Genomic DNA, 13,098 nt, shown 5'->3' with positions numbered 1-13,098 from the left:
TTTGGCGGCCGGTTTTGGAGGATAGTCCGTTGGCAATGACAGGTCAGTCCGTCTCGACTGGCACGAGTACGTGGGACCGCATCAAAAAGTGGACGCCCATATTCATAATCGCGCCATCCATCGTTGCGTCGTTTGTCTACGTCTTCGTCTTTGCCGGCTGGACGCTCTACATTTCGCTCAGTGACTCGACGCTGCTGCCCAGCTACGGCTTCAAGGGGCTTGATAACTACATCTCGCTCTGGACCAACCGACGCTGGAGCGTCGCCTACACCAACCTGCTGTACTTCTCGCTCTTTTACGTAACGATCTCGATGGCGTTCGGCCTGCTGCTGGCCATCCTCATCGACCAGAAAATACGTGCCGAGTCGTTCTGGCGGACGATTTTCCTCTACCCGCTGGCGGTCAGCTTCATCGCTACCGGTACGGTATGGCAGTGGCTTTACAATCCCTCGAGCGGTATCCAGTTCCTGGTCAACGCGATGGGCTGGACCGATTTCCAGTTCGCCCTCACGTCGGATCGGAAGAACGCGATCTGGGCGATCATCATCACAGGCATCTGGGGCTCGGCCGGCTTCTCGATGGCGCTGTTCCTCGCCGGCCTCCGGTCGGTCGATCCAGACATCATCAAGGCCGCCCAGATCGACGGTGCCGGCTGGTTCCGCACTTATCGCAAGGTGATCCTGCCAACCATCGGGCCGATCTTTATCGCCGTCGCGGTCGTGCTGCTGCAGTTCGCCATCAAGACGTTCGACCTTGCCGTCGCGCTGACCAATTCCGGTCCGGGTATCTCGACCACCTTCCCCGCCACCTACGTCTACGATTTCATGTTCCAGCGCGGCGAGATCGGCGAGGGCGCCGCGGCCGCGATGATGGTGCTGGCGGCGCTTGCAATCGTCCTGGTGCCCTACTCACTCTATCTGGTCTGGCGCAAGCGCAGGGAGGCGAACAATGGCTGACGCAGTCCTCACCGCTGCAGGCGTCGAAGACCGGGAAGCGGCAATCGCGAGTCGCCGTCGGCTGATATCGCGGATCGTGATCTATGGCCTGCTCGGCCTGATTTCGATCATCTACATCGTGCCGTTTCTGGTGGTGTTCCTCAACTCGTTCCGCACCAACGAGGAGATCGGCCAGCTCGGCCTGATTTCGCTGCCTCGCAGCTTCCGGCTCGATGCCTGGCCGACGGCCTGGAGCGACTTCTGTATCGGTGGCCAGTGCGATGGCGTTGCCAGGTACTTCTGGAACTCCGTGGCCATGGTCATCCCGGCGACGATCATCTCCACTGCGCTCGGTGCCATCAACGGCTACATCCTGTCGAAGTGGAAATTCCCCGGTTCGGAGATCGTCTTCGGCTTCATGCTGCTTGGCGTGTTCATGCCCGGGCAGATCGCGCTGCTGCCCTGGGCCTTCACGCTCGGCCAACTCGGCCTCTCGAACTCGGTCTACGGCCTGATCCTGGTGCACTGCATCCAGGGCCTCAGCTTCACCACGCTGTTCTTCCGCAACTACTATGTCAGCGTGCCGGACGACCTGCTGAAGGCCGCCCGCATCGACGGTGCCGGCTTCTGGCGGATCTTCTGGAAGATCATGATCCCGCTGTCCCCGCCGATCATCATCGTAACGGTGATCTGGCAGTTCACCGGTATATGGAACGAGTACCTGTTCGGCGTGGTGCTGAACTCGGGCTCCAACCAGCCCATCACCGCGGCCCTGGTCGCACTTTCGATGAGCGGAACGTCCGTTCGGACCTACGACGTGATGAGTGCGGCCGTGCTGATCGGCGCCCTGCCTCCACTCCTCGTCTACTTCTTCGGCGGCAAGTACTTCGTCCGCGGCCTTACCCAGGGAGCAATCAAGTAAAATGGCATCCTTGACCATCAGGAACCTGCGTAAGAGCTTCGGCGTCGTCGAAGTGCTGAAAGGTGTCGACCTCGAAGCCAATACCGGCGAGTTCATCGCGCTGGTCGGCCCGTCGGGCTGTGGCAAATCCACCTTGCTCGCCATGATCGCCGGTCTTGAGACCGTCACCTCGGGCGAGATCTATATCGGCGACCGGCTGGTAAACTCGGTGCAGCCCAAGGACCGCGACATCGCCATGGTGTTCCAGTCCTACGCGCTCTACCCGACCATGACCGTCAAGGAGAACATGGCCTTCGGCATGGAGAGCCGCGGCGTGCCCAAGGCCGAGCAGGAAAAGACCATTGCTCGCGTTGCCGCGTTGCTGCAGATCGAGCCGTTCCTGAAGCGCAAGCCCGGTCAGCTGTCGGGCGGCCAGCGCCAGCGCGTCGCCATGGGCCGCGCCCTGGTGCGCGACCCGGCGCTGTTCCTGTTCGACGAGCCGCTGTCGAACCTCGATGCCAAGCTTCGCGTCGACATGCGCACCGAAATCAAGAAGCTGCACCAGCGCATCGGCAAGACGACGATCTACGTCACCCACGACCAGGTCGAAGCCATGACGCTCGCCTCGCGCATCGCCGTGATGCACCAGGGCGAGGTGCAGCAGTTCGCCGATCCGGATACCGTCTATAACCGCCCGGCCAACGTCTTCGTCGCCGGTTTCATGGGCTCGCCCTCGATGAACTTCATCGATGCCGAGATCACTTCGTCGGGCGGAGCGCCGACGGTCAATTTCCCGCTTTCGGGCGGTGGCGTTGCGAGCCTCGCGCTGCATAACGGCGTTGCCGGTCGCGCGCCGAGCAAAAAGGTGATCCTCGGCATTCGTCCGGAGCACCTGAGCCGGCAGTCCGCGAACAACAGCGGCAAGCAGGGCTTTGCCACCATGTCGGCCCCGGTCGAAGTGGTGGAGCCGACCGGTGCCGAGACCATGGCGGTGCTGAAGTTCGGCGATCGTGAAGTGGTTGGCCGCTTCTCGCCGGACGAGGCGCCCAAGACCGGAGAAAACATGCCGCTCGCCGTCGACATGACGCGCGCCTGCCTGTTCGACCCGGCGACGACACGACTGATTTAGGGATCGCCCGAAATTTCCAAGTTTGCAAAATACCCCAGTCTCGAGGGGCGGGTAGTGTTCGTCACCGGCGGTGCCTCCGGCATCGGCGCCGACATCGTTCGCGCCTTTGCAGGGCAGGGAGCCAAGGTCGGCTTCGTCGACATTCTCGATGACGACGGTCGGGCCGTCGCCGACGAGACCGGCGCCCATTTCATCAACTGCGACATCACCGATGTCACAGGGTTGAAGGCCGCCATCGACGTCGTCAAGAACCGGCTCGGCAACATCACCGTGCTGGTCAACAATGCCGCCAATGACGACCGGCACGAGATCGACGCCGTCACCGAAGAATACTGGGACGCTTCGCTCGACCTGAACCTCCGCCCGCAGTTCTTTGCCGCCCAGGCAGTGCGCGAGCAGATGCGGGCCGAAGGCGGCGGCTCGATCATCAACTTCTCCTCCATCGCCTGGCGCGGCGGGGCCTCGAACATGCCGGTCTATGCGACGGCCAAGTCAGCGATCATCGGGCTGACCCGCGCCCTCGGCCGCGGCTTCGGGGCCGACAACATTCGCGTCAATGCGATCGAGCCTGGCGCCGTGATTACCGACCGGCAGAAGCGGCTGTGGTTCAAGGACCAGGCCTCGATCGACCAGGTCGTGTCGCGCCAGACCATTCAGCAGGTGCTGCTCGGCGACGAGATCGCCCGTATGGTGCTGTTCCTCGCATCCGACGACAGTCGAATGATCACCAAGCAGTCGATTACTGTAGATGGTGGTCTGCGCTAACTCTCACTGACTCGAAGACGGTGACCCGATGAAACTCACGACCGGCCTCAACCCCTATGGCCTCACCTACTATCTCGGCATGCAGGGCTCGGGCACGCCACGCCACAACCCCAACGGTGTCGGCCTCGAGGGCTTCATCAAGCTGACCGAAGAACTGGGCGGCAAGGCCATCGAACTGTGGGAAGGCTGGCTGAAGGACAAGTCCGACGCCGAACTCGCCACGCTGAAACTGCGCCTCGACAGCCTCGGCTGGAAGCGGATCGTCAGCTCCGGCCTGCAGCATGGCGACATGGACATGCTGATCCGCGCCGCCACCGCGCTCGACGCCAAATACATCCGCGTGGCGCTGACCCCGATCCTCTGCGGCGATCGCGCCGCCGCGGGGCAGAAATGGCACGATCTCGTCGCTTCCGTGCACGAGAAGCTCGAGGCCGCGGTGCCCAAGCTCACCGCCGCAGGCGTGGTGTTGCTGATCGAGAACCACCAGGATTTTACCTCGCGCGAGCTGGTCAACTTCTGCGACGAGTACGGCCCCAATGTCCGCATCGTCTTCGACATGGCCAACACCTTTCCGGTGGGCGAGTCGCCGCTCGATTTCACCCGGGTCATTGCTCCCTATGTGCGGCACTGCCACGTCAAGGACTATCGCGCGGTGATTGAGGCCGATGGCTTCCGCCTGGTGCGCTGTCCATCGGGCGACGGGTGCGTACCGCACAAGCAGATGTTCGATATTCTCGCCGAGCACAATGACGAGATGCTGGCCTGCATCGAGATCGGCGCGCTCGAGGATCGGCACGTCAAGCTCTACACACCCGAATGGTGGCACGGCTACGCCCCCAAGCCGGCTGAAGACCTCGCCGCGTGCCTCCTCGCCGTGCAGAAGAACCGCTTCGAAGTCGGCGAAGAGTGGCGCACTCCGTGGCAGCGCAACGCCGACCACGAACTCATCGATTACGAGCTGTCGCAGTACAGAAAGAGTGCTGCGAACCTTAAGGCCCAGGGCCTGATGTAGTCAGGCCGACGCTCAACTAGACGCGACTCATGTGATTGGAGGCCGTTGTGGCAGGAAAAGATCTCTCAGGAAAAATCGCTTTCGTAACCGGCTCGGGCCGTGGTCTCGGCAGCGTCATGGCGCGGAAGCTTGCGGCGCGCGGCGCCGATGTCGTGGTGCATGACCTGACCTGGGATGCCGCCGCCAAATACGGCGAGGCCGACAATCTCGGCGCCATGATCAAGACCATCGAGGGCCTCGGCGTCCGCTCCATGGGCGTCACCGGCAATATCGGCGACCGCGATGCCGTCAACAACATGAAGAAAGAGATCGAGGAGAAGTTCGGCCCGGTCGAAATCCTCGTCAACTGCGCCGGCGGCGATATCGGCGCGGCCGGTGGCAAGCCGGTGCCCAACAACATCCTCGGCATCACCTATGACGACTTGATCACGCTGACCAACAACAACCTGATCGGCACCATGCTGGTGACCCAGGCATTCGTACCGCAGATGGTCGAGCGCCAGCACGGCATCGTCGTCAATATCGCCTCGGTCGCTGCCCATATCGGGGTGAGCGGTGGCGGCATCTACGCCACGCTGAAGGCCGCCGTGACCCACTACACCCGCTGCCTCGCCGACGAAGTGCGCGAGCACGGCGTGCGCGTCAACGTGGTGAGCCCGGGACCGTCCAAGACCGCCCGCTTCCAGGCGACCCGCACCGTCGATCCGGACAAGATGAACTCCAACAAGGTCTCGATGGACCGCTACGCCGAACCCGAGGAAATCGCCGACGCGGTGGTGTTCCTCTGCTCGCCGGAAGCCAAGTTCATCCACGGGCAATTGCTGCGGGTCGACGGCGGGCTGCAGCTTTACGCGGGTTGATTGCAGGCGCCGGAAGAAACGACCCCCTCTCTTGCGAAATCTAAGGCTTAGCAAACGCTAAGCCCAAGATTTCGCTTTCTCCCCCGCCGAGGGGGAGATGGAGTTCCGGGGACGTGCAGCGCGCACCCTCTCCCCCTTGGCGGGGGAGAAAGCAGTTTCTTGGGCTTGGCGCAGCCAAGTCCTTAGAAACTGCAAGAAGGGGGTTGCGGACCCTCCGCTTGCGCCATTACCGCTTTCTGGGTCTGTCCCCGGAGCGCCCATGCCTACTCTCGGCCTCGCCATTGCAGCCATCGCGGCGCTCGTTTCCTTCTTCACCGCATGGTTCATCATGCGCCGGGCCGGCAGGCTCGGGCTGATGCAGCAGCCGAACGATCGCTCCTCGCACGTGATGCCAACTCCGGGCGGTGGTGGCGTCGGTATTGTCGCCGGCGGCTCCGTGGCCGGCTTGCTGATGGCGCTGCTGCTGCCTTGGCTGGGCGTGCCGGTGATCATGGCCGGCATCCTGCTCGCCTTCATCGGCTATTCCGACGACAAGCGCCCGATCGCGGCGCGCTGGCGGCTCGGCGCGCAGGTGCTGCTGATGGGTGCCATCGTCGCGGTGCTGCCGATCGATCAGCTCGGCCTGCCGGTGCCGGAATCGGTGCTGCTGGTGCTCCTGACTGTCGGCGGCGCGCTGTGGATCAACCTCTTCAACTTCATGGACGGCATCGACGGCCTCGCCGCCTCCGAGGCGATCTTCCTGCTCGTCGGGGCCGCACTGCTCGCCTTCCTGTTCGAACCGGGCGTCGTCGACGATCCTCGGCTCTGGTGGATGCTCGGCCTGGCCGCCGCCTCGTTGGGCTTCCTGCTGCTCAACTGGCCGCCGGCAAGGATCTTCATGGGCGATGCCGGCAGTACCTATCTGGGGCTGATGACGGCTTTCTTCGCGCTCAGCACCATGCTGAGCTTCTGGCTCACTCCGTGGCAGTGGCTGATCCTTGCCGGCCTGTTCCTGGCCGACAGCCTCACCACACTCATCCGCCGCACGCTGCGCCGCGAGCGGTTCTGGGAGGCCCACAATCGCCACGCCTACCAGGCGTTGCAGCGTCGTTTCGGTTCGCACCTCAAGGCGACGCTGCTCTATGTCGGGATCAACGTGCTCGTGCTGCTGCCGCTGGCCTGGTTGGCCGGAGCGTATCGCGACTGGGGTTTTGCGATTGCTGCGCTCACCTACGTAGCGCTGGTGATGGCGGCCTTGCGGGCCGGGGCTGGGGCGCCGCTAGAGCAAGAGGCTCAGGAAGAAGGCGCCGGCGCCCAGGATGGTCAGTGACGCTGCGCTCGCGCCGAACAGCATGTTGCGGGCGAAGTCGGCGTGTCGCGCCAACTCCTGCCTCGTCATGGCGCGGACATCGAAGTGTTCGAATTCCTGGTCGAGCATGGTGCGAGCCCCTCAGCTGCAGGCCAAAGGGTGCGCGCAACTGCCCGGGCCGGCCAGCGCTTTGCAAAATCATGCTTAATTAGCGTCAAATGCCTTGTAGTTCGCTCCGCCTCGCGCAACCGTGTGGGCGGTGGCGCGCCAACGCCATTGCAACGCCACGATTGGCGCGCTTCTGCCGCCGCCTCGCACTGGAACACTCGCCTATGACGCTTCTGCGCAGCGGTTTTCTTCTCCTCGCCATTCTGACATCGCTTGCTGCCTGCACTTCGGTGGTCCCGCCGGCCAAGCCTCCGGGCGGCAGCACGGCCGCGGCGCCGATCCAGCTGACCCAGGGCGGCATCATGGCGGCAATCAACGGCACCCGCGCCGCCGCCGGCAAGCCGCCGCTGCGCTACAACATCCAACTCGAGAATGCCGCCCGCTCGCAGGCCAACCTGATGGCTGCCAAGGATACGCTGTCGCACGATCTCGGCGTCACCCTGCGCCAGCGCGTTACCACCGCCGGCTACGAGGGGGCGGTGGGCGAGAACGTCGCCGGTGGGCAATCCACGCTCGACCAGGCAATCAACGGTTGGCTCGGGAGTCCGGCGCATCGCGACACGCTGCTCTCCACCAAGTTCCAGGAATTCGGCCTCGCGGTGGCAACCGTGCCGGCCAACCGCCCGAGCAAGTATCGCACCTATTGGGCGTTCATCGCCGGCGGGCCGTTCGAGGCCTGGCGCTAAAGCGTCTCACGCGCCGGCAGGCAAGGCGGACGTCCTGCTCCCTTCCTGCCAATGAGAGGTCGGGCGCGTCGGCAGCTGCCGGTGCCAGCGCTCGATTGTCGGATTTTTTCAATCTCCTCCCGGCTCCTCCCCGTAGCCTCATCCCATCGACAACGCGTGGAGATGAGAGATGAACCGCCGTCAGTTTTCCAAGGCCCTCGCAGCCTCAGCCCTGTTCGCCGGGCTCGCATCCAGACACGCGCATTCAGAGGAGACGCCCGCCATGACCACCCCCACCGCCTTCGAGATCGCCATCCCGGGCTCGCAGCTCGCCGACCTCAAGTACCGGTTGCAGCACACCCGCTGGCCCGATCAGCCGGCCGATGCCGGCTGGTCCATCGGCACCAATCTCGACTATCTGAAACAACTGACCGACTACTGGCTCAACGACTATGACTGGCGGCGTGCCGAAGCCCAGCTCAACGCGCTCGGCAACTTCAAGGTCGAACTCGACGGCGTGAACCTGCACTTCGTCCATCGTCCCTCGACCAACCCGAATGCCGTGCCGCTGCTGCTGCTCCATGGTTGGCCGGACTCGTTCTACCGCTACCATCGGGTGGTCGAGCAACTGTCCAAGGACTTCCATGTGGTCGTTCCATCCATTCCGGGCACCGGATTTTCCGGCAAGACGGCGCTACCGATGGATCAGGTCGCCGACCTCTTTGCGCGCCTGATGACCGAGACGCTCGGGTACGGCAAGTTCATCGCTGCGGGCGGCGATGGCGGCTCGATCATTTCGATGTCGTTGGCGCAGCGTCACCCCGAGGTGCTGCTGGGCTATCACGTCACCGATGTGGGCTATCCCGACCAGACGACCGATTTTGCCGCCCTGGCTCCTCCGGAGCAGGCCTATGCCGGCGCCATCCAGCAATGGTTCTTTGCGCACGGCGCGTTCAACCTGGTGCATGCCACCAAGCCGCAGAGCCTGGCCTTCGCCATGAACGACTCGCCGGTAGGGCTCGCCGCCTGGATCATGAGCTTCATGGCCGGCATGGGCGTCGGCGACGAGGCGGACACGCGCTTCGGTCGCGACGAGCTGATCACCAACATCATGATCTACTGGCTGACCGAAACCGCCGCCTCGTCGTTCCGGATCTACAGCCTGAACGCCATGCAGCCCCCGACCATCAAGGGCGCCAATACCGGAGTTCCGGTCGCAGTGGCCACCGAGCATCCGATCCCTGGTGGGGTGCGTCTGCCGCGCGAATGGGCGGATCGGCAGACGGGGGGCAACGTCGTCCAGTTCCACGACATGCAGAAGGCCGGGCACTTTGCAGCCTGGGAGGACCCCGAGTTCTTCGTCGGCGACCTCCGCGAGTTTGCCGCGCTGCTCAACCGCTGATCGCAACCACAACTTTACGGGGAGCGCCGGTGGGCTTTCACCGGCGCTCCCCGCGTTCGTTGCCGGACCTTCAGCTCGAACTCAGCGTCCGCCGCACCGCGTCGCGCCAGCCTTTGAGTTTCCGCGTCCGCTCGTCTTCGTCCATCCGCGGAGCGAACTGCCGATCGAGGGCCCAGCGTTCGGCGAAGCCCTTCTGGTCCGGCCACACGCCGGCCTTCCAGCCGGCGAGCCAGGCAGCGCCGAGCGCCGTGGTTTCGAGGATGGTCGGGCGGTCGACGGGGGTGTTCAGGATGTCGGCGAGGAACTGCATGGTGAAATCCGAAGCGACCATGCCGCCATCCACCCGCAGCACCGTGTCGTGCGCACCCTTCCAGTCCTTGCGCATGGCGTCGATCAGGTCGCGCGTCTGGTAGCTGACGGATTCGAGCGCCGCCCGTGCGAGCTCTGCCGGCCCGGTATTGCGTGTCAGCCCGGTGAGTGAGCCGCGCGCCGCCGCATCCCACCATGGTGCGCCCAGCCCGACGAAGGCCGGCACCAGGTAGACGTTCTGCGTCGGGTCGGCTTTCAACGCCAGAGCGCCGGCATCGCCGCTCTTTTCGAAGATTTTCAGCATGTCGCGCATCCACTGCACGGACGCACCGGCGATGAAGATGGCGCCTTCCAGTGCATAGGTGGTTTCGCCGTTGAGCCGATAGGCAACCGTGGTGAGCAGCCGGTTCTTCGAGCGCACCATGTCGGCGCCGGTATTGAGCAACGCAAAGCAGCCGGTGCCATAAGTCGATTTCAACATGCCCGGAGTGAAGCACGCCTGGCCGATCGTCGCCGCCTGCTGGTCGCCGGCCGCCCCGTAGATCGGCAACGCCACGCCGAACACCTCGGGGTCGGTCATGCCGAAATCATCGGCATTGTCCTTCACCTCGGGCAGGATAGCGCGCGGGATGCGGAACAGCTTCAACAGCTCATCGTCCCACTGGCCGGTCTTGATGTCGAGCAGCAGCGTGCGGCAGGCATTGGTGATGTCGGTGGCGTGGCTCTTGCCGCCGGTCAGCCGCCAGATCAGGTAGCTGTCGACGGTGCCGAAGGCGAGTTCGCCCTTTTCGGCCCGCTTCCGCGCCCCCGGCACATTGTCGAGGATCCAGGCGAGCTTGGTGGCAGTGAAATAAGGGTCGAGCAGCAGTCCGGTCTTCCTGGTAACCAGCTTCTCGTGTCCGGCCTTTTTCAGCTTCTCGCAGAGCTTGGCGGTGCGCCGATCCTGCCAGACGATGGCGTTGTAGATCGCCTTGCCGCTCTGCCGATCCCAGACGATCGTCGTCTCGCGCTGGTTGGTGATGCCGATGGCGGCGATCTCGTCGGCCTTCACGCCTGCCTTCTTGATCGCCGTCTTGGCGCTCCACAGCGCCGTGGCCCAGATCTCCTCGGGCACGTGTTCTACCCAGCCATCCCTCGGGAAATGCTGGGTAAACTCCATCTTGCCGAGCCCGGCGATCTTCTGGTGCTCGTCAAAGACGATCGCCCGGCTCGAGGTGGTGCCCTGGTCGATGGCGAGGATGTTGCCGCTCATTGTCTCTTCCCCATACCGGCGAGGCGTTCGGCCATGTACCTGGCCAGTTCCGCCTTCTGGTTCGCATTGAATTTCAGGCCCTGCTTCGAGCGACGCCATAGCACGTCGTCGGCGGTCCGCGCCCATTCTCGATCGATCAGGTAGTCGACCTCGCGTGCGTAGAGCGTCGTGCCGAAATGCTGCCCCAGCTCCGCCGTGCTGGTCGCGTCGCCCAGCACCTCGGCCGCCAGCGTGCCATAGGCCCGCACCAGGCGGCGGATGAACGCTGGGTCGAGGTTCGCTTTCTTTGCTGCGAGCTTGCGCACCTCGGCCTCGAATGCCGTCGGCGGGAAGTCGCCGCCTGGAAGATGCGCCCCCTTGGTCCAGCGCGGCCCCTTCTGTCCGATCAGCCCGTCGATCTTGTCGACCACCTGTTCGCTGAGCCGCCGATGCGTGGTCAGCTTGCCGCCGAAGACGTTGATCAGCGGCCCGTTGCCGGCTTCGCCTTCGGTCTTCAGCACATAGTCGCGCGTCGCTTCATCTGCGGCGCTGGCGCCATCGTCGACCAGCGGCCGCACCCCCGCATAAGTCCAGACGATCTCGGCACGGGTCACCGGCTTGACGAAATACTCGCTGGCCGCGGCGCAGAGATAGTCGGTTTCCTCGTCGCTGATCCGCACCCCGGTCGGATCCCCTGTGAATTCCTGCTCGGTGGTGCCGATCAGCGTGTAGTCGCCCTCATAGGGAATGGCGAAGAAGATGCGGCCGTCGGCATTCTGGAAGAAATAGCAACGCTCGTGGTCGAACAGCTTCTTGACCACGATGTGGCTGCCTTTCACCAGCCGCACATTGTGCGCCTCGTTCTGGCCGACCGTTTCGCGGATCACCTGGTCGACCCACGGACCACCGGCATTGACCAGCAGCCGCGCCGATACGGTCTCTGTGCCCGCGGGGCCCACCATCTCGATCCGCCACAGCCCGCCCTCGCGGCGCGCCGCGGTCACCTTGGTCTCGGTCACCACCCGCGCGCCTTTGTCTGCCGCGTCACGGGCGTTGAGCGCCACCAGCCGGGCGTCGTCGACCCAGCCGTCCGAATATTCGAACGCCAGCTTGTGTCCCGGCTTCAGCGGGCGCCCGGCCGGATCCTTGGTCAAATCCAGCGTCCTGGTCCCCGGCAACAGCTTCCGGCCGCCCAGGTGGTCGTAGACGAACAGGCCGAGGCGCAGCAGCCAGGCTGGCCTGAGGCTCTTTTCGTAGGGCAGCACGAACCGCAGCGGCCAGATGATGTGCGGCGCCGAGGCCCACAGCACTTCGCGCTCCCCCAGCGACTCGTGCACCAGGCGGAACTCGTAGTGTTCCAGATAGCGCAGGCCCCCATGCACCAGCTTGGTTGCCGCCGACGAGGTGCCCGAAGCGAGATCGTGCATCTCGGCCAGCATGACCGAATGTCCGCGTCCGACGGCGTCGCGAGCGATGCCGGTGCCGTTCACCCCGCCGCCAATGACGAACACATCGAAGCTATCTTGCGTGTCGTTCATCTGGGGGGCGGTCCTTCGCTTGCAATATGGAGTTCGACGCCGGCCGCAGCGCAGATGGCGGCGATGGCGGGGGAGGGGGCTTGGTCGGTAACGAACACGTCGATCTGCTCGAGGTGGCCGATCCGCACCGGCGCGGTGCGCTCGAACTTCATCGCGTCGGCGACGAGGATGGTCTTGCGCGCCGTGTCGATGATCGCCTGCGCCACTTTCACTTCACGGAAATCGAAATCCAGCAAGGTGCCGTCGGCGTCGATCGCCGAAGCGCCGATCACCGCATAGTCGACCCGGAACTGCCGGATGAAATCCACCGCCGCCTCACCCACCACGCCACCATCGGCATGCCGCACGACACCGCCCGCGATCACCACTTCGGCGCTCGGCACCTCGCGCAGGATGTTGGCGGCGTTGATGTTGTTGGTCACCACCATCAAGCCGGTGTGACGGCGCAATGACATCGCCACCTGTTCGGTGGTGGTGCCGATATTGAGGATCAGCGAGGAGTTGTCGGGGATCAGCGCCGCCGCAGCAAGCCCGATGCGGCGCTTGCTCTCCGCTGCCAGCATCCGCCGCGCCTCGTAGGCATAGTTCGAGACGCCCGAGGGGTAGGCCGCGCCGCCATGCAGCCGGTTGAGGAGCTTCCGGTCGCAGAGCTCGTTGAGGTCCTTGCGGATGGTCTGCGGTGTCACCGCGAACTGCTGCGCCAAGGCGTCGACATCCACCCGCCCGTGCTGCCGGGCCAGCGCCATGATGTCATCCTGCCGATCCGTCAGCGCGTCCAACCCGTCCCCCTGGATGAGGTTCAATCTATACGCGGATCAGGTTCGTTTCGATAGCGAAATGTTCGGTTGGGTTTCGTTATTGAGCCGAGGCAGACGGCCCCTCCCGGCCTCCCCCA

General features: G+C 64.3%; 13 protein-coding genes. 9 read left to right on the top strand and 4 right to left on the bottom strand.

Going from position 1 to position 13,098, the window contains the following annotated elements:
- Nucleotides 1-35: 35 nt before the first annotated feature.
- The 7 genes from VGV07_RS17105 (at nucleotide 36) to VGV07_RS17075 (ending at nucleotide 6,911) form a co-directional block, all read left to right on the top strand.
- Nucleotides 36-956 carry a sugar ABC transporter permease gene (locus VGV07_RS17105; RefSeq protein ID WP_326869934.1) on the top strand — a complete coding sequence of 307 codons (921 nt, stop codon included), beginning with the start codon at nucleotides 36-38 and terminating at the stop codon, nucleotides 954-956.
- Nucleotides 949-1,857: a carbohydrate ABC transporter permease gene (locus VGV07_RS17100; RefSeq protein ID WP_326869933.1), complete on the top strand. Its 909-nt coding sequence runs from the start codon at nucleotides 949-951 to the stop codon at nucleotides 1,855-1,857. Before VGV07_RS17105 ends, VGV07_RS17100 begins: the two co-directional genes overlap by 8 nt.
- 1 nt (nucleotide 1,858) lies before the next feature.
- Nucleotides 1,859-2,965: a sn-glycerol-3-phosphate ABC transporter ATP-binding protein UgpC gene (locus VGV07_RS17095; RefSeq protein ID WP_326869932.1), complete on the top strand. Its 1,107-nt coding sequence runs from the start codon at nucleotides 1,859-1,861 to the stop codon at nucleotides 2,963-2,965.
- Between the two features lie 54 nt (nucleotides 2,966-3,019).
- A complete protein-coding gene (locus VGV07_RS17090) occupies nucleotides 3,020-3,730 on the top strand; it encodes an SDR family oxidoreductase (RefSeq protein ID WP_326869931.1) in 711 nt (236 codons plus the stop codon).
- Nucleotides 3,731-3,758: 28 nt separating this feature from the next.
- Entirely contained in the window at nucleotides 3,759-4,742 is a 984-nt protein-coding gene (locus tag VGV07_RS17085) for a sugar phosphate isomerase/epimerase family protein (protein ID WP_326869930.1), read from the top strand.
- Nucleotides 4,743-4,789: 47 nt separating this feature from the next.
- Nucleotides 4,790-5,602: an SDR family NAD(P)-dependent oxidoreductase gene (locus VGV07_RS17080; protein ID WP_326869929.1), complete on the top strand. Its 813-nt coding sequence runs from the start codon at nucleotides 4,790-4,792 to the stop codon at nucleotides 5,600-5,602.
- A gap of 259 nt (nucleotides 5,603-5,861) precedes the next feature.
- Nucleotides 5,862-6,911 carry a glycosyltransferase family 4 protein gene (locus VGV07_RS17075; protein ID WP_326869928.1) on the top strand — a complete coding sequence of 350 codons (1,050 nt, stop codon included), beginning with the start codon at nucleotides 5,862-5,864 and terminating at the stop codon, nucleotides 6,909-6,911.
- On the opposite strand, the gene VGV07_RS17070 is transcribed toward VGV07_RS17075, so the two are convergent.
- Complete coding sequence (locus VGV07_RS17070; protein ID WP_326869927.1) at nucleotides 6,861-7,019, bottom strand: hypothetical protein; 159 nt, start codon at nucleotides 7,017-7,019, stop codon at nucleotides 6,861-6,863. The two genes, VGV07_RS17075 and VGV07_RS17070, sit on opposite strands and share 51 nt — an antisense overlap.
- A gap of 203 nt (nucleotides 7,020-7,222) precedes the next feature.
- Here VGV07_RS17070 and VGV07_RS17065 point away from each other — a divergent pair, with 203 nt between their 5' ends.
- The gene (locus VGV07_RS17065; RefSeq protein WP_326869926.1) at nucleotides 7,223-7,744 is read left to right on the top strand and encodes a CAP domain-containing protein; all 522 of its coding nucleotides are present in this window, start codon (nucleotides 7,223-7,225) and stop codon (nucleotides 7,742-7,744) included.
- A 262-nt stretch (nucleotides 7,745-8,006) separates the two neighbouring features.
- Nucleotides 8,007-9,125 carry an epoxide hydrolase gene (locus VGV07_RS17060; RefSeq protein WP_326869925.1) on the top strand — a complete coding sequence of 373 codons (1,119 nt, stop codon included), beginning with the start codon at nucleotides 8,007-8,009 and terminating at the stop codon, nucleotides 9,123-9,125.
- A 70-nt stretch (nucleotides 9,126-9,195) separates the two neighbouring features.
- On the opposite strand, the gene glpK is transcribed toward VGV07_RS17060, so the two are convergent.
- From glpK to VGV07_RS17045, 3 genes are read right to left on the bottom strand one after another with little or no spacing between them, the layout of a single operon-like run.
- Nucleotides 9,196-10,686: a glycerol kinase GlpK gene (glpK, locus tag VGV07_RS17055; RefSeq protein ID WP_326869924.1), complete on the bottom strand. Its 1,491-nt coding sequence runs from the start codon at nucleotides 10,684-10,686 to the stop codon at nucleotides 9,196-9,198.
- Nucleotides 10,683-12,203: a glycerol-3-phosphate dehydrogenase gene (gene glpD / locus VGV07_RS17050; protein WP_326869923.1), complete on the bottom strand. Its 1,521-nt coding sequence runs from the start codon at nucleotides 12,201-12,203 to the stop codon at nucleotides 10,683-10,685. Before glpD ends, glpK begins: the two co-directional genes overlap by 4 nt.
- Entirely contained in the window at nucleotides 12,200-12,982 is a 783-nt protein-coding gene (locus VGV07_RS17045; protein ID WP_326869922.1) for a DeoR/GlpR family DNA-binding transcription regulator, read from the bottom strand. The genes glpD and VGV07_RS17045 overlap by 4 nt, the downstream gene beginning before the upstream one ends.
- Between the last annotated feature and the right edge of the window lie 116 nt (nucleotides 12,983-13,098).

This window comes from Devosia sp. (assembly GCF_035944845.1).
Taxonomy (GTDB): domain Bacteria; phylum Pseudomonadota; class Alphaproteobacteria; order Rhizobiales; family Devosiaceae; genus Devosia_A.
Note: the sequence above shows the minus strand (reverse complement) of the source record. Positions and strands in the feature narration are given on the sequence as shown.